The sequence below is a fragment of the Xanthomonas bromi genome (assembly GCF_900092025.1).
GTDB lineage: Bacteria > Pseudomonadota > Gammaproteobacteria > Xanthomonadales > Xanthomonadaceae > Xanthomonas > Xanthomonas bromi.
On record NZ_FLTX01000066.1, the window covers coordinates 21,131 to 42,118 of the forward strand.

General features: G+C 64.3%; 12 protein-coding genes, 1 other RNA gene and 1 pseudogene. 6 read left to right on the forward strand and 8 right to left on the reverse strand.

Translation table 11 applies throughout. The annotated features are described in order from the left end of the window. Nucleotides 1–11: 11 nt before the first annotated feature. From XBLMG947_RS18295 to XBLMG947_RS18305, 3 genes are read left to right on the forward strand one after another with little or no spacing between them, the layout of a single operon-like run. Complete coding sequence (locus XBLMG947_RS18295) at nucleotides 12–590, forward strand: (2Fe-2S)-binding protein (RefSeq protein ID WP_065470009.1); 579 nt, start codon at nucleotides 12–14, stop codon at nucleotides 588–590. After that, entirely contained in the window at nucleotides 563–1,651 is a 1,089-nt protein-coding gene (locus XBLMG947_RS18300; protein WP_065470010.1) for an FAD binding domain-containing protein, read from the forward strand. The genes XBLMG947_RS18295 and XBLMG947_RS18300 overlap by 28 nt, the downstream gene beginning before the upstream one ends. Continuing rightward, nucleotides 1,648–3,945: a xanthine dehydrogenase family protein molybdopterin-binding subunit gene (locus tag XBLMG947_RS18305; RefSeq protein WP_065470011.1), complete on the forward strand. Its 2,298-nt coding sequence runs from the start codon at nucleotides 1,648–1,650 to the stop codon at nucleotides 3,943–3,945. The genes XBLMG947_RS18300 and XBLMG947_RS18305 overlap by 4 nt, the downstream gene beginning before the upstream one ends. 80 nt (nucleotides 3,946–4,025) lie before the next feature. Here the strand turns inward: XBLMG947_RS18305 and XBLMG947_RS18310 are convergent. Together XBLMG947_RS18310 and XBLMG947_RS18320 are read right to left on the reverse strand one after the other, a co-directional pair. Beyond that, nucleotides 4,026–4,101, reverse strand: a non-coding RNA gene (locus tag XBLMG947_RS18310) — sX9 sRNA. Nucleotides 4,102–4,463: 362 nt separating this feature from the next. Continuing rightward, nucleotides 4,464–4,670, reverse strand: a complete 207-nt coding sequence (locus tag XBLMG947_RS18320) for a hypothetical protein (protein ID WP_065470013.1) — start codon at nucleotides 4,668–4,670, stop codon at nucleotides 4,464–4,466. 231 nt (nucleotides 4,671–4,901) lie between these two features. Here XBLMG947_RS18320 and XBLMG947_RS22875 point away from each other — a divergent pair, with 231 nt between their 5' ends. Then, nucleotides 4,902–5,102: a hypothetical protein gene (locus XBLMG947_RS22875; RefSeq protein ID WP_139074428.1), complete on the forward strand. Its 201-nt coding sequence runs from the start codon at nucleotides 4,902–4,904 to the stop codon at nucleotides 5,100–5,102. Between the two features lie 139 nt (nucleotides 5,103–5,241). On the opposite strand, the gene XBLMG947_RS18325 is transcribed toward XBLMG947_RS22875, so the two are convergent. The 3 genes from XBLMG947_RS18325 to XBLMG947_RS18335 all read right to left on the reverse strand — a co-directional run bounded on the left by XBLMG947_RS18325 (nucleotide 5,242) and on the right by XBLMG947_RS18335 (nucleotide 15,619). Next, nucleotides 5,242–11,247: a coiled-coil domain-containing protein gene (locus XBLMG947_RS18325; RefSeq protein ID WP_065470014.1), complete on the reverse strand. Its 6,006-nt coding sequence runs from the start codon at nucleotides 11,245–11,247 to the stop codon at nucleotides 5,242–5,244. Nucleotides 11,248–11,931: 684 nt separating this feature from the next. After that, nucleotides 11,932–14,457, reverse strand: a complete 2,526-nt coding sequence (locus XBLMG947_RS18330) for an excinuclease ABC subunit UvrA (RefSeq protein WP_065470015.1) — start codon at nucleotides 14,455–14,457, stop codon at nucleotides 11,932–11,934. A 523-nt stretch (nucleotides 14,458–14,980) separates the two neighbouring features. Further along, a complete protein-coding gene (locus XBLMG947_RS18335) occupies nucleotides 14,981–15,619 on the reverse strand; it encodes an HD domain-containing protein (protein WP_065470016.1) in 639 nt (212 codons plus the stop codon). A gap of 151 nt (nucleotides 15,620–15,770) precedes the next feature. On the opposite strand from XBLMG947_RS18335, the gene XBLMG947_RS18340 reads away from it, so the two are divergent. Continuing rightward, nucleotides 15,771–16,517: an EAL domain-containing protein gene (locus XBLMG947_RS18340; RefSeq protein WP_065470017.1), complete on the forward strand. Its 747-nt coding sequence runs from the start codon at nucleotides 15,771–15,773 to the stop codon at nucleotides 16,515–16,517. Nucleotides 16,518–16,681: 164 nt separating this feature from the next. Here the strand turns inward: XBLMG947_RS18340 and XBLMG947_RS18345 are convergent, their stop codons facing one another. Both XBLMG947_RS18345 and XBLMG947_RS18350 read right to left on the reverse strand, forming a co-directional pair. Continuing rightward, a complete protein-coding gene (locus XBLMG947_RS18345) occupies nucleotides 16,682–16,987 on the reverse strand; it encodes a UBP-type zinc finger domain-containing protein (RefSeq protein WP_065470018.1) in 306 nt (101 codons plus the stop codon). Next, nucleotides 16,984–18,693 carry an FAD-dependent oxidoreductase gene (locus tag XBLMG947_RS18350; RefSeq protein ID WP_065470019.1) on the reverse strand — a complete coding sequence of 570 codons (1,710 nt, stop codon included), beginning with the start codon at nucleotides 18,691–18,693 and terminating at the stop codon, nucleotides 16,984–16,986. Before XBLMG947_RS18350 ends, XBLMG947_RS18345 begins: the two co-directional genes overlap by 4 nt. A 392-nt stretch (nucleotides 18,694–19,085) precedes the next feature. Here XBLMG947_RS18350 and XBLMG947_RS18355 point away from each other — a divergent pair, with 392 nt between their 5' ends. Beyond that, nucleotides 19,086–19,988, forward strand: coding sequence for an SDR family oxidoreductase (locus XBLMG947_RS18355; protein WP_065470020.1), 903 nt, complete (start codon nucleotides 19,086–19,088; stop codon nucleotides 19,986–19,988). A gap of 132 nt (nucleotides 19,989–20,120) precedes the next feature. Here the strand turns inward: XBLMG947_RS18355 and XBLMG947_RS18360 are convergent. After that, nucleotides 20,121–20,988, reverse strand: a pseudogene (locus XBLMG947_RS18360) (glycoside hydrolase family 30 protein); the annotation flags it as partial.

Below are 20,988 nucleotides of genomic sequence, written 5' to 3' on the forward strand. Positions count from 1 at the left end.
ACGGGGCTCGCATGACTGCCACACCCGCCACTGCGCATGACACGGCGCCGGCAACTGCCGCCACCAGTGCGCCGACCTACCCGGTCAACCTGCGCATCAACGGTCAGCCTTATCGACTGCAACTCGAAGCCTGGGTCAGCCTGCTCGACTTGCTGCGCGACCGCCTCGATCTCACCGGCACCAAGAAAGGCTGCGACCATGGCCAGTGCGGCGCCTGCACGGTGCTGGTCGATGGCCGCCGCATCAATAGCTGCCTGACCCTGGCCGTCATGCAGGACGGTGCCGACATCACCACCGTCGAGGGACTCGCAAATGGCGAAGACCTGCATCCGCTGCAACGCGCCTTCATTGCCAACGATGCATTCCAGTGCGGCTATTGCACCCCGGGTCAGCTGTGCTCGGCAGTAGGCTTGATCAACGAAGGCAAGGCGCACGACCGCGACCAGGTGCGTGAACTGATGAGCGGCAACCTGTGCCGCTGCGGCGCCTATCCGCAGATCACCGATGCCGTCATGGAGGTGATGGGCAAGCCCAGCGACAGCAGCGAAAGCGCGGCCACCCCATGGACCCCAGGGACGGTGCCGGCATGATTCCGCTCACCTATACGCGCCCGGACAGCATCGATGCCGCACTCGGCGCCATCGCAGTGCGTCGCGACGACACACAGCCGATGCCCTCCGAGGCGCCGGTGCGGCTGATCGCTGGCGGCACCAATCTCACCGATTTGATGAAACTGCAGCTGATGCGCCCCAGCGCTCTGGTCGACATCAACCGGCTGCCACTGGACAGCATCCGTCCTCAACCCGATGGCGGTCTGCGCCTGGGTGCGCTGGCGCGCAATGCCGACACCGCATATCACCCGGAGGTGGAAGCGCGTTACCCATTGCTGAGCGCCGCGATCCTGGCCGGCGCTTCGCCACAGATCCGCAATATGGCCAGCAATGGCGGCAACCTGTTGCAGCGCACGCGCTGCCTGTATTTCTACGACCACGCGACGCCGTGCAATAAACGCGCCCCAGGCACCGGCTGTTCGGCCATCGGCGGGCTGACCAAATACAACGCCATCCTGGGCACCAGCGCGCACTGCATCGCCACGCACCCATCGGACATGTGCGTGGCACTGGCAGCGCTGGATGCAGTGGTACATGTGCACGGCGCCAATGGCGAGCGCGACATTCCGTTCGCACACTTCCACCGCTTGCCCGGCGAGCAGCCGGAACTGGACAGCACCTTGGCGCCGGACGAGTTGATCGTGCATATCGATCTCCCCGACGCGCAGCCCTTCGTCGCACACAGTGCATACCTCAAAATCCGCGAGCGCCTCTCGTATGCGTTTGCGCTGGTGTCGGTGGCGGCCGCGTTGGATTTGGCCGAAGACGGCAGCATCCGCGAGGTACGCGTTGCATTGGGCGGCGTGGCGCACAAGCCGTGGCGCAATCCAGATGCAGAAGCACAACTAGCTGGTCAACCGGCCACCGACGACAGCTTTGGCCGCCTGGCCGATGCGCTACTGCAGGGCGCGCAACCGCAAGGCGAAAACGCCTTCAAGTTGCCGCTGGCACGCCGCGCCATCGTGCGTGCATTGCGCGTTGCGCGCGAGGGCACCATCGACAACCGCGGGCGCACCAGTGCGTTGGAGGAATCGCCATGAATGCACGCAGCAACGACCTGCCCGACAGCGAGCTGACCCCACCGGTTGCCGACAGCGGTACCGGTTATCGTCCCACCGGCACCGGCGTCACTCGCATCGATGGACGCGCAAAGGTCACCGGCCAAGCGCGCTATGCCGCCGAGTGGCCGGTATCGGATCTGGCCTATGGCGTAGTGGTCAACAGCAGCATCGCCAAGGGTGAGATCGTCGCATTTCATCTGGATGCCGCGCGCGCAGTGCCCGGTGTGCTGGAGATCGTCACCCACGAAAACCGCCCGCACATGCGCGGCATGGATCTGTTCTACAAGGACATGACGGCACCGGCCGGTTCGCCATTCCGTCCGTTGTACGACAACAAGATCTTGTACAGCGGCCAGCCCATCGCGCTGGTGGTTGCCGAAACGTTCGAAGCGGCGCGCCACGCCGCGCATCTGGTGGAAGTGGAGTTGCTGCAGGACCCGCATGCCACCAATCTGATGACCAACCTGGACCGTGCCCACACGCCCAAGCCATTGAAGGCAGGGTTTTCGCCGCCACCCAAGGACAAGGGCGAGCCGCAGAGCGCATTCGACACTGCGGCGTGCCAGATACAGGCCGACTACTACAGCGGCGTGGAACACCACAACCCGATGGAGTTGTTCGCTTCCACCGTGATCCGCGATGCCGACGGGCACTTCACCATTTACGACAAGACCCAGGGCTCGCAGAACAGCCGGTGGTACGTCTCGCATGTGTTCGGCCTGAGCAAGCGCAAGGTCACCGTGCGCAACCCGTACGTGGGCGGCGCATTCGGCTCCGGTCTGCGCCCGCAGTATCAACTGCCACTGGCGGTGATGGCATCGATCCTGCTGGATCGCTCGGTCCGCGTGGTGCTGACGCGGCAACAGATGTTCACCTTCGGCCACCGCCCCGAAACGTTGCAACGATTGAAGCTCGGCGCCGACCGCGATGGCAGCTTGCGCTCCATCTGGCATGAAGCCATCGCCGAAACCTCTCGCATCGAAGACTACGTGGAAGTGGTGGTCAACTGGAGCGGCCAGTTGTACGCCTGCGATAACGTCCATCTGGGCTACAAGGTGGTGAGCCTGGACCACTACAGCCCGATGGACATGCGTGCACCGGGTGCGGCGCATGGTGTGCACGCACTGGAAGTGGCGATGGACGAGCTGTCCTACGAGATCGGCATGGATCCGTTGGCGCTGCGCCTGAAGAACTATGCCGAGGTCAATCCGGCCGACGACAAGCCCTACTCCAGCAAAGCGTTGCGCCAGTGTTATGAGCAAGGGGCCGAGCGCTTCGGTTGGGCGCAACGCCCGCTACAACCGCGCGCGCGCAAGCAAGGCAGCGAATGGGTGGGCTGGGGCATGGCCACCGGGCAATGGGATGCGATGCAGATGTTCGCGCGCGCACATGCGGTGCTGCATGCCGACGGACGTTTGGTGGTCAGCAGTGCGGCCAGCGATATCGGCACCGGCACCTACACGGTGATGGCGATGATCGCTGCCGAAGCCTTGGGTCTGCCGCTGGAACAGGTGACATTTCGACTCGGCGACTCCACCTTGCCGGTTGCACCGATCGAGGGCGGCTCCTCGCACGTCACCACGGTCGGTTCGGCTGTGGATGGCGCGTGCGGCAAGCTGCGTGCGCGCTTGTTGCGGCTGGCCCAGGCGCTGCCGGCCTCGCGCTTCGCGAAGGCCAAAATCGACGATGTGGCGTTTGCCGACGGCAAGCTGGCATTGCGTGCAGATGCCAGCAGCGCCATCGCCTTGACCGACCTGCTGCGCATTGCAAGGCTGGAGCACATCGAAGACAAGTTCTTGCTATTGCCCAACGTGCTCAAGCAACGCAAGTACACCCGTGCCACGCATGGCGCCGTGTTTGTGGAGGTGCGGGTGGACGAAGAACTGGGCACGGTGCGCGTGACGCGGGTGGTGAGTGCGATTGCCGCTGGGCGCATTCTCAATCCGATCACTGCACGCAGCCAGATCGTCGGCGGCGTGGTCTGGGGCATCGGCCAGGCCTTGCACGAGCACACCCAATCCGACCACCGTTTCGGCCGGTTCATGAATCACGATTTTGCGATGTATCACGTCTCGGCCAACGCCGACATCCACGACATCGACGTGATCTTCGCCGACGAAGACGACCGCATCGTCAGCAGTCTGGGCGCGAAAGGTGTTGGCGAGATCGGCCTGGTTGGTGTTTCTGCGGCGATCTGCAATGCCATCTTCCATGCCACCGGCAAGCGCATCCGCAGCACGCCGATGACGCCGGATAAGGTGATTGCGGACTGACCTATATTACCCGTTGCCCCTGTAAGCATGTATGGAGCATGCGACAGAAATGGGGTTACGAAAATGCAGCCACTTAGAGGGGCTAACAAAACCTAGCGAGCGGTCGCCAGGTGGGCGTGGACGGCGCACAGGAACCGGAGTGTACGAGTGGTACATGCCGATTCCGAGCACCGGCCGCGCCCGCCTGGCGTCTGCGTCGTAGTTTTGTTGGCCGCTCTTAGTCGATGCTCTGAGTGGTCATGACAATGGGCCCAATGCACTCGGTGCATTGGGCCCATGTCTTATCGCAGCAGCACATTGTCGATGTGACGAGGCTGTGCATTCCACTCACCCATCAGCATCGCGCAGGTTTCTTCTTGCCTGGCGCCTCGCTAGCACCTGCGCGTACCGAGGCTATAGCCATGGTGATCAGGCAGGCAATCAGCCGCCGCAAGACCGCCTCGTTGTCGGCCGACGCTTTCAGGCTGGTAGTCGCAAGCCGCAGGATGTAGGCGAGATCTTCAGCCGACATTGCGCTGTCATTGCGCACATTCGGGCAGCAACAGCTGCACCAGCGTATCTTCCAGCTGCTGGTAAAGCGCATCCAGTGCATCGGGGGCATACTCGCCGCAATTGCTGAGCAGATTCATACCGCTTCCCCACTCGATCACTGCCGCCACCGGTTCCAGCACCCAGATAGCGAACAGATGCCGTAGTTGGGTCTGCGGGTCCTGCGTGTCGCGCATGCGGTTGCGGTTGCGGCCACTTATCAGGTTCGCTGGCGCGCGACCTGTGTGGCGAAGATCGCCTTCGAATGACAAACCCGCAACTGCCGCAGGTCGTTGAGCGCTGCGCCTTCGATCGCCCACTACCCGAGCGCATGCAGGCCGCAGCGGCCACCGCGCGCCGTGCCGACGTGGCGCTGCTGGCACTCGGTGAGCCGCTGAGCTACTCCGGCCAGACGCGGTCCCGCCCCGATGCTGTTGATCAGGCAGGCAACGACGCTGACCGTGGTGCGGGGTCTATTCAATGTGTGGGAGGCGCGCTCGACCGAAGCTGCCGTTTGTCGGCAGGTATTGGACAGCTGGCCTGATGTAAGCTGCGATGACCAGCGTGCGGCGCTGGTCATCGGTACGGTCTGCCTGTGTGGTCGCTACGTCGCGATCGCCCTTTGCTAAACACGCCTGATCGACGCGCTAACGATTGGCGCCGCCGCTGCTGGCCTCGCGCCCTGTAATGCAGAACACCTGCGCATCGCACGTACGCCTGCGCGGTCAGGCCGGCATTCAAGCGTGCCCGGCGCATGCAGATGCAGGCTCATTGCTCATCGGCCAAGGTGATGTCATCGCCAGCAACGGTCGCTAGTGCGGCATCGTCGCCGGAGGGTGCGCTCAACATCGCCATCATGGCAGCCCGCGCCTCGTCACCCAGGTGGTGCGCACGTGTCATGGTCTGCTGTGCGGCACGTGTCTGTGCATCGATGTCGCTTAACGCATCGGCTTCTTCAGCCAGGCTGGCGCGCAAGCCGTGCGCCAACGACACCAGCGTACCGATGCGATCGCGTGTCTCTGCCGATTGCTGCTGGACCCTGCTCAGCTTCGTTTGCGCCTCTTCGAGTGCCCGGACCGCCTCATCCTTGCTGGCGGTGTCGTTCGCCGACGCATCGGTGCTCGTGGCCTGCAGTTGCAGTGCCCGCAGCGCTTGGCGTCGGATGTCGGCATCGCGCTCGGCGTCTTCGACAGACTGACGCTCCAGCTCAGACACGCGCTGCAGGTCCTCCAGACGCTGCAGCAGGTCGTTCAACCTGTCGTCCACGTCCTGCAGTTGCGCCTCTTGCGCGTCATACGCCTCTGCGGTCTGACGCAGAAGGTAGTCGATCGCTGCAATCAGCGACGACTCGCTTTGTGCAGCCTGCTGCAGTAATTCGAACGCCTGCTGAGCTACCGCAATCTCCTCCATCGCGCTGCGTCCGGCCATCTGGCGACTTAGGCGACCGTGCGCCTGGTCGAGCGCGTGCTCGGCCTGTGTCACCGCCTCGCTACAGGCGTGCACTGACGCAAGCGCTTGGCGCAAGCTCCACGGCGCGACCGCCGCATCGGTTATGTTCTCGCCTGTTGGCGCAAGTCTGGCCAGCAGCCGGTCGATGCGTTCGCCTGCCTTGGCCTGTGCCAGGCCCACTGCCTCCATCAACGCAGCGCAGTTGCGGCGCTGCGCGTCAACGCCAAGCGTTTGTTCTTCCATGCGTGCCAATTCGCGCGTCAGCGCGCGTGGATGAGGATCCTTCGGCGGCGTGGCCGCCTGCAGATACCGTTCAAATGCAAGGTCGCGCGTCTCCTGTAACCCTGGGCCCTCGCCGCGCGGAGAGGCCGTGCCCGGTGGCGGCACTTGCGCCCTCTGAGGTTGCCCAAGCGCCTGCACGCCGGCCTGCTGCAGGCGGTCCAGTGGGCGGCGCAGCGCACGCGCACCGGCTTCGAGGACCTCCGCCCCTTCGATGCGGTCGTACAACCCGTAACGGAACTGAATCTCCGCCTCGAACACCTGGTGCGAGGCGACAGCAGTCGACGCCACATTGAGCAGCGGCAGGCCGACGCGGCTGGTGAGCGGATTTTCGTCAGTATTGTGAACGGCGATGGCCGCAAGCCGGTACAGATCCGGCGATTGCTGCGCAGCGATGAGAACGTCCTGCCAAGACATCCCGTCGCTGGATGCCGGCAATCCCAGTGCCGCTGCTGCCTGTGCATGCTGCCTGGCGGCCAGCGCGTCGTTGATCGCCACCATGGCTTGCGGCCGCATCTCAAACACGAAGCGAACCTGATTGACATGCGGGATGTCCTTGAACCTACGCAACACCTCATCCAACCCGGGAATCTTGCGTCGTATCTCGGCAACGTCGCGCATCTTCTCGCCCAGCGAGTAGTGGCCGATGGCATGACTGATTACCGCGTCGAGCGATTCACGTCCGAACATGTTGATCTCTACGCGGGCGCCGGGAATCACGCGCGCGCGCTGCTGGATGGCTGCAGCATCCTCCTGCCGCAGCTGATGCAGCATGTCGACCACTGCCGCGCGCTCGGCCGCCGTGCCGCCTTTCCATAGCGATGCCGCCGCGGCACTGGTCGCTTGCGTGGCGAGTGTCCGCTGTTGTACCAGGGCTGCTCCGCCGAGTGCGGCGCCAGCTTCGATGGCCAGTGCGTCAGGACCCTGGATACGTTCGAGCGCCTTGCGCAGCAGGACACTGCGCTCTTCCGGCGTGGCCGGATACTCCATCGCGCCCAGTTCGGCGCTGCTTTCTGGAAAGACGGCCTTGAGCCGCGCACGCAACGTGTCCCATCCATGCCGCGTCACCGGCTGCGCTGCATGCGTATCCAGGGTGCGCTTGTAGCTGGCAGTGCCCAATAACGGACCGGGGCGCGTATCGTCCAGTATCGCGTCGGTTGGCAACTGCACGTCGCTAGACGCCACCCGCATGCCGGCCAGCTGCAGCGTGCCGGCACCGGTGACGGCATTGACCAGCCGTTTGAAATTGCGTCCCAGTACCGAGGTCAATCCGCCGCCTAAATTGATGCTGGCATTGACCTCGGCATTAATGCCGATGCGGCCCTGGAATTCCAGGCCGATGATGTCTTTCCAGGCGTGGTCCAGATGCAATTCCATCTGGCTCCATTGCACACCGATCTGCGCGGTCATGCTGAACGGCACCGATGCCGAAATCGCGCTGCGCGGGTTGCCAGTGGCTGCGCCCGGTGCGGTGGGCTGTTTCGGACCGAAGGGATGCCTGATCGCCAGTGGCTGCGCAGTCAGGTTGACGTTGAGCGAGGCGTTGATGTTGGTTTCGAACAGATCCAGGCCGATCGCCCCATCATTCACGCCTGCGCGTAACAGGCGCGTGGTATCGCCGGCGTACCGGTCGAACAACAGTCTGGCAAATTCGGGGATGGTGTCCGGCGACAGGATGACTGCCGCGCCCACGCCATGTTGATAGGCCCCCCCCACGCCGAGATTGGCCGCGCCACCCCAGCTTGCAGACACTGTTGGCGCCGGGGTGTCCACATACACATACCCGCCGGTTCCCGGGCCCGGTTGAAGATCGATGCTCAGGCCTGCGCTTGCGGACGCGGTAGCTTTTGCGTGGCGCACGAAGAAGGCAACCAGGCCCGCGTCGCCGTCCTTCGAATCGCCGATGCGCTCGACGCCCAGCGCGTGGATGGCCTCCCCTCCCATACCGACATTGATCGGATTTGCATGCATCCATTGCACCGACCCCAGCGAGCCACGCAGCTCGGCCGAGCGCACCCGAGTTGAGAAGAAGGTGCTGCGATTGAACAGGTCCTGCAGCACATCGATCATGCGCGATGCCATTTCATCCGGGGCGCTCCCCTGCGGCAGGCCAAGACTCTTGAGCAGCTGCAGTTGGCGGGCGCTTCCGGGCGTGGTGACTTCCTGCCGAAAGGTCGACACTACATCATCGAATGCCTCCAGTTCGTACCAAGACGACAACCCCAACTTGGCCAGCGCATGCAGCCCGGACTGCTGCCGTCTGGCGTCGGCTGCCTCCAGCGCCTGCGCATCGGCGACGCCCAGCAGCGCGTTGTATTCAACCAAGCCTGCGAGCAGGCAGGCACTGCGCAGCGCATTCGGCGTATCGGCTGCGTTGGCGGCCTGATCATGTTGCGCCGGCAAGGTGACCTGGGCGGTCTTAAGCCGATGGATGACCTCGCGCAACTCGGCAAGCAGCGCATGCTCGATGTCGCTCAATGCCTGCGGATGTAGCGATGCGCCACCGGCCAGCGCAGCAATGCAACGGTCAAATGACGGCAGCAGGTCATCATCCTTCTGGACCACAGCGCGAGTGACCGCAGAACGCGCCCGCCGCCAGAGTTCGGCGGCGCGATAACTGGCAGTCGAACTTGTGCGCTGGATGGCGGCACCGTCCGCCATGGAAAAATCGGGAGCCAGCGCGCCTTCGCGGAATCCAATCTTGCGCAGATCGCGCAATAGCCCGGCCAAGGCCGTTTCGCGCAACGCCACCAGGTGCGCATGCTGGTCGGGCGAAAGCCCCTCAACCGGTTGGCGCGGAGACGCCGCAGCGGCAATACGCACCTCGGCCAGGACCGGCAAGCTCTCGAACAGTTCCAGCGCAAGCGACTGAGCCTGCATCGCCTCCTGGCGGAAGCCGGCAAGCCGTTGCTGCTGCGGAGTGGGTGGCTGTACCACGCCGCTCCATCCGGCCAGCGTGCGCACAGCGCCTCCGACCATGCCTATCATCACCTGCGCGAGCGCGGTGGCCTGCGCGCGACCGCTCTGGACCAGGACCTGCGCATTCGAACTCAAGTTTAACGGATCGGTGGACGTAGTACCCAGCAAGGTCGTGCTGATCGCCGCGTCGTGGTCGGGCGTACTGATCCGACTTGCCTGCTGCTGGTTTATGTGGGCATTGGTACCGGACTGGGTACCGGCAGCAGCGACTTCCTCGGGTGACGGAGACGCGGCAACGCGTGCCGCCAGGCGGGTGCCATCTGCAGCCGTCATTGCTGGCAACACGGCGTGCCAGCCCGCGCCGAGCTGCACCTGGAGTCGCCCGGTACGCGTACTTCGCAGCCCATGCGGTGGCGGTAGCGTCTTCGGCAAGGTGATCTGCACCGCATCCCACTGCCCGTGCTCGGCAAGCCGGTATAGCTGCACAGACCCTTCACGAGGGTGGTCTAACGCATACAGCACATCGTCCAACCCGACCGCGATTGCCAGCGGGCGTTGCAGCGGGGGGATGCTGCCGCGGTTGCCTTCCGCATCCACCTTGAGCAACGTTCCCGAAGCCGTCATCACTACCGCGCTGCGATCTGCATGCACTGCCGCCTGGACGAGCTCTTCGTCGAAACGGGCGATTGGCTTGCAGCGCACCTCCACCACATCCGGCACCACGACGAGCGGCCCACCGGAAGGCGTGGTGGGCACCGCATCGGCCGCCAGCCAGGTCGTCCGCCCGGGAAGCGTGATGTCGACCAGTTGCGGCGGCGCAGCCAGCAACGCAAACACCGGCCGACGATCGACGAACCCACGCGGTCCGGTATGCAACGAGACAACACCGGTGAGTGGCGCGCCACAGGCAAGCTTCAACCGCTCCCATGGCTGGTCCGGCGCGGGCGAGTAGTGCAGCACCCCGTCCAGATGCCCCAACCGGGCATGCCCATCCAGCACCACCGGCGAATGTATCTTCTCATCGGCGGGCAGCTGCAGCCCTTCGCTGCGCATCAGCAGAAGCGGGCGGTCGAGCATGAACGCCGGCTGGAATCTCGCCTGCCCTGCCGGCCGTTGCAAGGCGATCCGGTGCCCGGTGCTGTCTTCCAGCACAAGATGCGCACTGTTATCGGTGGCCAATCCCATGGACGTGACCGCCCATCCCTGTGCGCGCTCCATCCGATCCGGCAGGGTCAGAAGCCGTGCAGTGATTGGCCCGGTGCCGCGCAGATCCGCCTCATACACACGCCCCTTGTCATCGAGCATCAACGCGGTGCCGGCGTCAGGATGCGCCAGCGGCAGCACATCGACCGGCATTGCAGGCATCGACTCGAAGGCTGGGCCGCCAGGCACCGGACGCAACAACTCCACCACCCGGTCGGGCGTCTCCTCATCGCAACGCCGGAGCACGCCATCATGCAGCATGCATGGCCTGCCATTGGCATCGAAACGAAGCACGGCGCCGTCCGGTAGATCGCCGACGCTGACGGATATCTGGTCACTGCCGGCACGCCAGCAGTGCGCGCCCGCCTGCAGATACACAGCGCCATTGGCCTGCAGGCCGAGCATGCGGATATCGGCAGCCGCACCGCACGGGGCAGGCAGCGGAACCGGTACCCAGCGCCCACTCGCATCGGCGCGATGCAGTTGGTTGGCACGACAGGTGAAACACTGACCATCGGTCGCCTGCCAGATACCGGTCAGCAGGCCAATCGGCGGCTCGGCAAGCTGGCTGGCGATCTGGTCGGCAGTCGGCGCCGTGCCGGTGCGGCGTTCGACGTCCGGATGCACGGTCAACCCTGCGATCAGTAAACCTGGCGTTGTGGTGAAGAACGCCTCGTTGCGTGGCATCCGCGGGTCCTTGGGGTCGGCCACATAGCGCAGCAGACGTCCACCGCCGCCTAGGGGCGATTCGCTCTGGACCGCCGGCCGACGCGCAAGACAAGCGTCAATCATGCGTGCGACATCGCTATCCGACGCAGAGGCGCCGTCGAGCTGCACACCGGCACGTCGGCCATGCCGCGACGGGGAACTGCGCAGGCGGACCGCGGTGGTCGAGGTGCTGGATGCGCCTCGCCTCACCGGCAAGGCGCCCAGCGCATGCGCCGGAGGCTCAGGGAAAGGCGCCCGCGGTGAGACTGTGGTCGGCACCGACGCGTCGGCCGAATCTGGTGCCGGCAGCGACCGAGACGCACTTGAGGAAGCGATGGAGTGTGATGTGGTCATCAAACTATCCAAAAAAGATGGGATGCTCGGCGCGACGTCTGCAGGGCGACGCCTAACATGGTGTGAAGTACCAGAAATGTGCGTTCCGATCAGGCAGGCCCATGGATGCCTGACAGCGCACGAGGCGTGCAGAGGCAATCCATTCGGCTTGATCGGCAACACTCAACGGGCGCGGGCAACGCCCAGGCCCTCAATTGGCGCACTGACGCATGGCTAGTTCAGGCCAGACGGCGAGCCCGCCAGAGACGCGAAATCACGCGGGCGCTGGCAACCTCAGGGTGTGCACGCAATTGAAGACGCTCACGCCTCGAGCGTGACGCTGTTGCCTTGCTGTGGTTAAGCGTATGTCGTCCTCCCTCCCAGAAGAAATGACATCCGTCAGGATGTATCGCTGCGGACACGTCGGGCATCCAACGTCCCGCTGCTCCACTCCTAAAGTAGTGCGCTGAGCATCGCGCGGAATGTCGAATGCGAAGCGCCGCGCGCGATGGCGAAACGTGGCGCACTCGAATTCCGACCGTATCGATCAGTTGCGACCTGCGTCGCCTAAACGATCAACGGCGCAAGAAATGCAGCTGTTCGGCTCTTGACGTGTTGAGCCACCGCCGCCGGCGTGCCTGCGACAACCACGTGGCCGCCAGCGTCACCCGCGCCCGGCCCCATATCCAGCACCCAGTCGCTGCTGGCGGCCACGCGCATATCGTGTTCGACCACGATCACCGTGTTGCCTGCATCGACCAGCCCTTGCAACTGGGCCATCAAGGTGTCCACGTCGGACGGATGCAGGCCGGTGGTCGGTTCGTCGAGCACGTAAACGGTGTCGCGTCGCTGCGCGCGTTGCAGTTCGGTCGCCAGCTTGATGCGCTGCGCTTCGCCACCGGACAGTTCGGTGGCCGGCTGGCCAAGACGCAGGTAGCCCAGCCCCACTTCGCGCAACACCTGCAACGGGCGCAGCACGCTGGCATCGTCGGCGAAGAAACTGGCTGCCTGATCCACCGTCATTTCCAGCACCTGCGCGATGTTGCGACCGCGCAGTTCGATCTCCAGCGTCTTGGCGTTATAGCGCGCACCGTGGCAGCTGGGGCACGGTGCATAGACGCTAGGCATGAACAGCAATTCCACAGACACCGAGCCTTCGCCCTCGCAGGTGGCGCAGCGCCCCTTGGCGACGTTGAAGGAAAACTGCCCAGGGTCGTAGCGTCGTCGGCGTGCGGCGGGCGTGGCCGCAAACAGCTTGCGCACCGGATCGAACAGCCCGGTATAGGTGGCCAGGTTGGAGCGCGGCGTGCGGCCGATGGGTTTTTGATCCACGCGCACGAGCCGACGCACCTGATCCAACCCGGCGACAATCGCGCCGCCCAACGGTACCTGCGTGCCGCGCTCCAGCGGATCCAAGACTTCTTCGTCCTCTGCCTGCGTTTGCCCCAGGTGGGCAGCCAGCAGTTCGACCAACGCCTGGCTCACCAATGACGACTTGCCCGAGCCGGACACACCGGTGACCGTCGTGAACACACCCAGCGGCAGATCCACATCCAGCGCGCGCACGTTGTTGCGGGTGATGCCGCGCAGCTGCAGCCAACCGCTTGCCGCGCGCGCATGGCCGCGCACCTGCGGTGGTGTGCCGAACAGATAGCGCCGCGTGGACGAGGCCTGCACCTGCTCCAATCCTGCGGGCGGGCCGCTGTAGAGCACCTGCCCGCCCTGCACGCCGGCTGCCGGGCCGACATCCACAATCCAGTCTGCATGGCGGATCACGTCCACTTCGTGTTCGACCACGAAGACCGAATTGCCGGCCGCCTTGAGCTGGTCCAATGCGCCCAGCAGCGCTTGCGCGTCGGCGGGATGCAGCCCGGCCGATGGTTCGTCCATCACATACACCACGCCGAACAGCTGCGAGCGGATCTGCGTGGCCAGCCGCAGCCGTTGCAACTCGCCCGGCGACAAGGTGGGCGTGCTGCGCTCCAGGCTGAGATAGCCCAAGCCCAGCGCCTGCACCACCGCGATGCGCGCGCGCAGATCCGCAGCGATGCGTTGCGCGGCGATCACTTGTTCCGGGTGTTCGGTTGCGCCCTTGCGCGCACCTCTGGATGGCTTGGCGTCAGCCGCGGGACGCAACAGCTCGGCCACTTCATCCAGCGGCCTGCGCGACAACTCGCCGATATCCAGCCCGGCAAACGTCACCGACAACGCCTCGCGTCGCAGCCGTTTGCCATCGCATTGCGGACACTGCGTGCTGATCAGGTACTGCGCCACGCGCTTTTTCATCTGCGCGCTCTGGGTGGTGGCAAAGGTGTGCAGCACATAACGCCGCGCACTGGTGAAGGTACCCATATAGCTGGGCTCTTCCTTGCGTTTGAGCGCGCGCTTGACCTCGGCCAGGCTATAACCGGCGTACACCGGCACCACCGGTTGTTCGTCGGTGAACAGAATCCAGTCGCGGGTTTTCTTCGGCAACGTGTGCCACGGCGCATCCACATCGTGGCCCAGCGTGGTGAGGATGTCGCGTTGGTTCTGACCATGCCAGGCGCCCGGCCAGGCGGCAACCGCGCGGTCGCGGATGCTCAGGCTTCCGTCGAGCAGCATCGTCGCTTCGGTGGCGTCGTAGATGCGCCCCAGGCCATGGCAGGTGGGGCATGCGCCTGCGGGCGTATTCGGCGAAAAGCCGTCGGCGTAGATGATTTCCTGCCCCGGCGGATAGTCGCCCGCACGCGAATACAGCATGCGTAACGAGTTGGAGATGGTGGTGACGCTGCCCACCGACGAACGCGCACTTGGCGCGCCACGCGCCTGCTGCAAGGCCACCGCCGGCGGCAGGCCATCGATGGCATCCACTTCCGGCACGCCTACCTGGTCGATCAGGCGCCGCGCATACGGCGAGATCGAATCCAGATAGCGTCGTTGCGCCTCGGCAAAGATGGTGCCGAATGCCAACGACGATTTGCCCGAGCCGGAAACGCCGGTGAACACCACCAGCGCATCGCGGGGGATATCCACATCCACATTCTTGAGGTTGTGCTCGCGCGCGCCGCGCACGCGCACCAGGCCGGAGGAAGACGACGTTGTGCTGGACATGACTATCGAACCGACTTGCGAGAGCGCATTAGGCTAGCGCGGCGCACATGCAGCCAATGTCGTCGTAGCATCGACGCGTCGTTTAGATGCAGTAAGCTGCTTGGATCAAAAGACTGGTTGGTCGAAGGCGCGGTGCCCTCACCGCTTGCGGGACACGCCGTGAATCCATCCGGGGAGGCTTGGTGGCGGCATCCATGCCGCCACACGGTTCCGCAAGCGGCGAGGACACCGCACCAGAACGTTCGTCGGTCGCTTTGTGAAAAACAGGCAATTTCACAGATACATTGATTCGCTGGGCGGGCTGCAAATAGACGAGAGCTAGCCCATTAAAAGCACGTCCCACATTTTTTGCACCCTATACACCGACCATCCCGACTGGTCCTTGCCCGCCCACCGTCGCGGGACCTTACGCGGCATGGATGCCGCGTAAGAGCCTACAAGGACGTACTTGCAGCGTGTCCCGCGATGGTGGGCGAGCAAGGGCACTGCAGCCAGGCAGCAGATCAGCCGCTCTAAAACGCGATCAGCCCAGCGCGTGCGCCGGTACCGGCTGCTCGCCTGTATCGGCCAGCGCCTGCATGCGCATGACAACTCCACTGAACAACCGCGCAGTGGCGGTATCGCGCGTGCGGAAGATCTCTTCCAGCGCAGCGTAATACCACAGTGTGCCTTCGCGCCCGGCAGTGAACACATTGAAGATCTCCTGGCCGACGGCGGGATTTTCCAGGTCCTGCACGATGCTGCGTGCGTTGTAGAGCTTGTCGCAGCCGGACACCAGCAACGCACGCTCGGGCGTCTTGCGCAGGCGCTCGAGATAGGCCTGCTTGCGCGCGCGCCAATCGTGTTTGCGTGCGCGCTCGCTGTTGTCCACATCGGCCTTGTCTTCAGCGGTGGCGTCGGTGCATGCCATCACGATGTCGGCCACCACATCGCCGAATTGCGCCCGGATCGACGCCTCGTGCCCGCCGCCGCAGTCTTCCACTACGTCGTGCAACAAGCCGGCGATGGCCTGCTCTTCATCGCCGCCGCACTCCAGCACCAGCGTGGACACGCCCAGCAAGTGGCTCAGGTAAGGAATCTGCGTCCCCTTGCGCAGCTGCCCGGCATGGGCGATGCGCGCGTAGTCCACGGCCAGGGCATAGCGTTCGGTGAGAGCGGTCATGGGGCGTCCGATGCGGGCAATGGCGCATTATCGCCGAGCCCGGCGAGGTGCCAGGTGAGGATGGCGCGAGGACGCATGTGCAGATTCGATGACACGCTGTTGCGGTCGATACCGCTAGGCTACCCTCACCACGCCGCACGATTGCTCCGACATGCCCACGCTCCCTGTTTGCAATGCCTGCCGCGACGGCCAGGACTTTCCCACCGCCATCACCATGGCCTTCCAGCCGATCGTGGACGTGTCCACCCGCAGCATCTACGCGGGCGAAGCGCTGGTACGCGGTTTCAACGGCGAATCGGCCGGCAGCATCCTGGCCGCGGTGGATGAGCGCAACCGCTACGCCTTCGACCAGGCCTGCCGCATCAAGGCCATCGAATGCGCCGCGCAGATCGCCCTACCGGCCCTGCTGTCGATCAACTTCATGCCCAACGCGGTTTACAACCCCGAGCATTGCCTGCGCGCCACGCTGTCGGCCACCGAGCAATACGGCTGGCCGCTCAACGCGATCATCTTCGAGGTCAGCGAGCAGGAACACCTCGCCGACCCGGCGCATCTGCTCGACATCCTGCGCACGTATCGGGCGCGCGGCATGAAAACCGCCATCGACGACTTCGGCGCCGGCTACGCCGGGCTAGGCCTGCTGGCCGAGTTTCAGCCGGACCTGCTCAAGCTGGACCTCGCGCTGATCCGCGGCATCGACACCGATCGCAGCCGCCAGGCCATCGTGCGCCACGTCACCCGCATGTGCGAAGAACTCGGCGTTGCCGTCATCGCAGAAGGCATCGAATCCCCCGACGAATACCGCACCCTGCGCGATATGGGCATCCACCTGCAGCAAGGCTATCTGTTCGCCAGACCGCAGATCGGCGAGCTGCCGCAGGTGCATTGGCCGGAGTGAGTGCGCGGGTGTGGGTAAGAACTACGCAAATCTGCACACCACGCAGCAGGCGAAACTAACCGTAGCAGACGCCCAACGTCACACACGAAACATCGAACGCGCGGGAATCGCTCTAACGAATCCCCAATCCCAACTCCCCAATCCCAGCGGCGCACCCGCGCCGCTCACACATACCGCGGAATCTGCCCCAGCTGCGGGGTTTGATCCGGTAGCTCCACGTCCACTTCGTCCACATAGCACCAACCCCAGCCTTCCGGCGGGTCGTAGCCTTCGATGATGGGGTGGCCGGTGGCGTGGTGATGCGCAGTGGCGTGGCGGTTGGGCGAGTCGTCGCAACACCCGACATGGTCGCAACTGCGGCACAGGCGCAGATGCACCCATGCGCTGTCGATGGCCAGGCATTCTTCGCAGCCGCGCGCATTGGGCGTGACCTCATTGATTTGATCGGTATGGCTGCAGTGCCGGCTCATGCGTTGCTCGACTCCTGGGTGGCGCTGGCAAGCTCGGAGACCGGCACCGGGTTGGCCTGATGTGCGAGGTACTGATGGATCTGCGCGACCACGGCGGCGCCCTCGCCCACCGCGGCGGCCACGCGTTTGACCGAGCCCGCACGCACATCACCAATGGCGAACACGCCAGGGCGATTGGTTTCCAGCGGCAGGCACGCCGGGACGCCGTCGCCACGCGCGGTGCCGGTCATGACAAAGCCGCGCTTGTCGGTGTCCACGCACTCCTGTAGCCAGCCGGTATTGGGGTCGGCACCGACGAACAAGAACAGGTGGCGCAATTCCACGCGCGTGGTTGCACCGTCTGCTCGCGTACGCAGCACGGCCGCCTGCAGACCGTGCTCGGGGTCGCCTTCCAGCGCGGACACTTCTGTACCGGTACGCAGCTGCACATTGGGCAACGCGGCAATGCGCTCGATGAGGTATTGCGACATCGACGCGTCCAGCCCGTCGCCGCGAATGATCAGGTGCAATTCCTTGACGCGAGGCGCCAGGAAGGCCACCGCCTGCCCTGCCGAATTGCCGCCACCCACCAACGCCACCACGCCGTCCTCGCACAGACGCGCTTCCACCGGCGAGGCCCAATACGACACGCCGTGGCCTTCGAAACGCTCCAACCCATCGATCTCCGGGCGGCGGTAACGCGCACCCGAGGCGATCACCACGGTGCTGGCCAGCACCTGTTTGCCATCGGCAAGATCCAGCTTCAGCGCGCCATCGTCGCGGCTGCATTCCAACGTGGCCGCTTCGATCGGAATCGCCAATTCCGCGCCGAATTTCAGCGCCTGGCTGTAGGCGCGCCCGGCCAGTGCCTGACCGGAAATACCGGTGGGAAACCCGAGATAATTTTCGATCCGTGCCGACGCACCGGCTTGCCCGCCGATGGCGCGTTGATCCAACACCAGTACCGATAACCCTTCGGACGCGGCATACACGGCCGTCGCCAGACCCGCCGGGCCTGCGCCCACAATCGCCACGTCGTAGCGCTTGTCCGGATCGATGTCCGGGGTCATGCCCAGGCAATGCGCGGCCTCGGCATCGCTGGGCTGGCGCAGCACACGCCCGCTTGGGCACACCATCACCGGCAGATCGTGGTCCTGGATGCCCAGGCGCTCGACCAGCGCGCGGCCCTCCTCATCGGAGACATCCATCACCGTATTGGGGTAGCCGTTGCGCGTAAAAAAGCCTTGCAACCGGGTCAGATGCGGATCGTTCGGTTCGCCGATCAGGACCGAACCAGACGCATCGCCTTCGATCAACCCGACGCGGCGCAGGATCAACGCACGCATCACCACTTCGCCCACTTCGGCCGAACTGATCATCAGCGCGCGCAGGTGTGCGGTATCGAATGGCAGCGCCAAGCAACCGTCCGGCCCGGCGCGTCCAGCAGCCAACGACGCGCGCCCGGCCAACTGACTCACCTCGCCGGTGAACTGGCCGGGTGTGTGCAGGGTGATCGGCTTTTCGTTGCCCAGCCCGTCGCGGCGGACCACTTCGATGGCGCCTTCCTGCACCACCCACACCGGCGCGTGCGCGTCGCCCACCTCGAACACGGTATCGCCGGCAGCGAACCGTTGCGCCGGCCCGCTGGCAAAGCGCCGCGCGATCGCCAACTGGCCCGCGTCCAGCTCGGGAAACATCTGATGGTGGCGGTTCTGATCCAAAGACATGGAGGGGGCGACGAAAGACATGGAGGGGGCTCACATGCAAGCATGGGCAGTGGTGATGGCAATGACAATCACCCGAGAGGCACTGCCGGCCACGACAGAGCGTAGACGCAAGGCAAGCGTACGCAAGCGGATTCGGCGACCGGATATGCTGCTAGAGGCGCTAAAGATGCCACCGTCCAGGTCGCGCGACTCGCTAATCTGACCCAAGCATGTGCAGCGAATGCAGGTAATGCCATCGTCCGAGATAAACGCAGCACAATGCTGCGCGCACAAGGGCATTCACATGACGCACAACATTCGTTCACCCGTGCGCATCGTGCTGGTTTCCACACTTGCGGACATAGGCATGCACTGCTGCGTGCCTACTCATCCCCCAATGCAGGAGACCGTGCATGTCCAGCACGAAGAATCAGTACGAAATGCAGAACCCCCTGACCCAGTTCCCGCAGCCCAAGTTTCCGGACCAGACCCAGGAGGCGCCGGGCACCATCCATGCGCTGCAGCCCAAGGCAGATCATGGCGAGCAAAGCTACCAGGGCTTCGGCCGGCTGAAGGGCCGCAAGGCGCTGATCACCGGAGCAGACTCGGGAATCGGCCGCGCCACCGCCATTGCGTATGCACGCGAAGGCGCGGACATCGTGCTCAATTACCTGCCCGAAGAAGAGCAGGATGCGGTCGAAGTAGTCGCATTGATCCAGGCCGAAGGCCGCACGGCCATCAGCGTCCCCGGCGATCTCAAGAACGAAGCGTTCTGCAATGAACTCGTGGCGCGCGCCGTCAAGGAACTCGGCGGGCTGGATCTGCTGGTCAACATTGCCGGTAAGCAGACCGCCACCAAGGACATCGCCGATATCACCACCGAGCAGTTCGACGCCACCTACAAGACCAACGTGTATGCGATGTTCTGGCTGTGCAAGGCGGCCATCCCGCATTTGCCGCCGGGCGCATCCATTATCAACACCGGCTCGATCCAGTCGTACCAGCCCTCGCCTACCTTGCTCGACTACGCCTCCACCAAGGCCGCCATCGTCAACTTCACCAAGGGGCTTGCGCTGCAGGTGGCCGACAAAGGCATCCGCGTCAACGCCGTGGCGCCCGGCCCGGTATGGACCCCGTTGCAGCCCAGCGGTGGTCAGCCGCCGGAAAAGATTCCTGAGTTCGGTTCGGAAACTCCACTCAAGCGCGCTGGCCAGCCGGTGGAGATGGCGCCGTTGTACGTGATTCTGGCGTCGCAGGAATCCAGCTATGTCACCGGTGAGGTCTTCGGTGCCACCGGTGGACTGTTGTTGTCCTGAGTCACCAGCTGGCTTCATTCTGCTGCCCTAATGTGGATCGCCTGTGTGGCGATCCACATTTCTCCCCAAGCAACGCTCTTGAACGCGGCCCCTTTCTCTCGAAGAGACAGCGCCGCGCAAGCCACCGCATCGCTATTGCTGCATCGTCAGCGTCTGTATTGCGTGCGCCGGAATCTCCAATGCGCTGGAGGCTGCGCCCACATAGAGGTTGTAGTGAATCGGCACGTCGGTGGGATTCATCACCACTATTGCCAAGGAGCCGTCGCGGTTCACAAATGCGGTGGTCACCAGATTGCTTCGGCTACTGGCCGCACTCACCCGTCGCGCACCCGGCCGGATGAACTTGGAAAAGCGGCCGATATACCAATAGCTCGGCGTATAGGTCACCTCGCCCGTGCGCGTATCGGCATGCACCGGCGCAAAGCAGTAATTGCCGACATGGTTCGACCCACCGTTTTGGTCGAGCAGGATGTTCCAGTCCGTCCAGCCCACTGCGCCATGATTGAGGTCGTTGATGAGGGCCGTGCCATAGCGTTCGCCATTGGGCCAGTACTGCAAACTTGGTCGGGTCGAATTCTTCCACCGCCGCTTCTGTCAGCAGCAAGTGCTTGTCCGGATACGCCTGCGCCACCGCAGCAACGTTCTCCACCATCGGCGCGAACCCGGCCCAGGTTTCGTACCAATGAAAGCCCATGCCCCACGCATACTTGGCCGCCTCCGGGTCGTCGAAGATCACACGCGCGCGGTGCACCATCATGTCGCGGTTGTGGTCCCACACGATGATCTTGCGATCGCCATAGCCGGCACTGGCCATGGTCGGCCCCAGGTAGTTCTTCAGAAAGTCGCGCTCTTCTTCGGCCGAAAACAACATCGACTCCCAGGTCTGCACGGCCATCGGTTCGTTTTGCAGACTGATGCCCCAGATCGGAACGCCGGCTTTTTCGTAAGCGGCATCGCTCGCCAAACGAACGCAAGCGCGAATCGGCTCCAGGATCTTAGG

Coding starts and splice junctions, on each gene's coding strand:
- XBLMG947_RS18340 (WP_065470017.1), top strand. CDS start 15,771: ATGCCCACGCTCCCTGTTTGCAATGCCTGCCGCGACGGCCAGGACTTT.
- XBLMG947_RS18355 (WP_065470020.1), top strand. CDS start 19,086: ATGTCCAGCACGAAGAATCAGTACGAAATGCAGAACCCCCTGACCCAG.
- XBLMG947_RS22875 (WP_139074428.1), top strand. CDS start 4,902: ATGCTGTTGATCAGGCAGGCAACGACGCTGACCGTGGTGCGGGGTCTA.
- XBLMG947_RS18295 (WP_065470009.1), top strand. CDS start 12: ATGACTGCCACACCCGCCACTGCGCATGACACGGCGCCGGCAACTGCC.
- XBLMG947_RS18330 (WP_065470015.1), bottom strand. CDS start 14,457: ATGTCCAGCACAACGTCGTCTTCCTCCGGCCTGGTGCGCGTGCGCGGC.
- XBLMG947_RS18345 (WP_065470018.1), bottom strand. CDS start 16,987: ATGAGCCGGCACTGCAGCCATACCGATCAAATCAATGAGGTCACGCCC.
- XBLMG947_RS18305 (WP_065470011.1), top strand. CDS start 1,648: ATGAATGCACGCAGCAACGACCTGCCCGACAGCGAGCTGACCCCACCG.
- XBLMG947_RS18350 (WP_065470019.1), bottom strand. CDS start 18,693: ATGTCTTTGGATCAGAACCGCCACCATCAGATGTTTCCCGAGCTGGAC.
- XBLMG947_RS18320 (WP_065470013.1), bottom strand. CDS start 4,670: ATGCGCGACACGCAGGACCCGCAGACCCAACTACGGCATCTGTTCGCT.
- XBLMG947_RS18335 (WP_065470016.1), bottom strand. CDS start 15,619: ATGACCGCTCTCACCGAACGCTATGCCCTGGCCGTGGACTACGCGCGC.
- XBLMG947_RS18300 (WP_065470010.1), top strand. CDS start 563: ATGGACCCCAGGGACGGTGCCGGCATGATTCCGCTCACCTATACGCGC.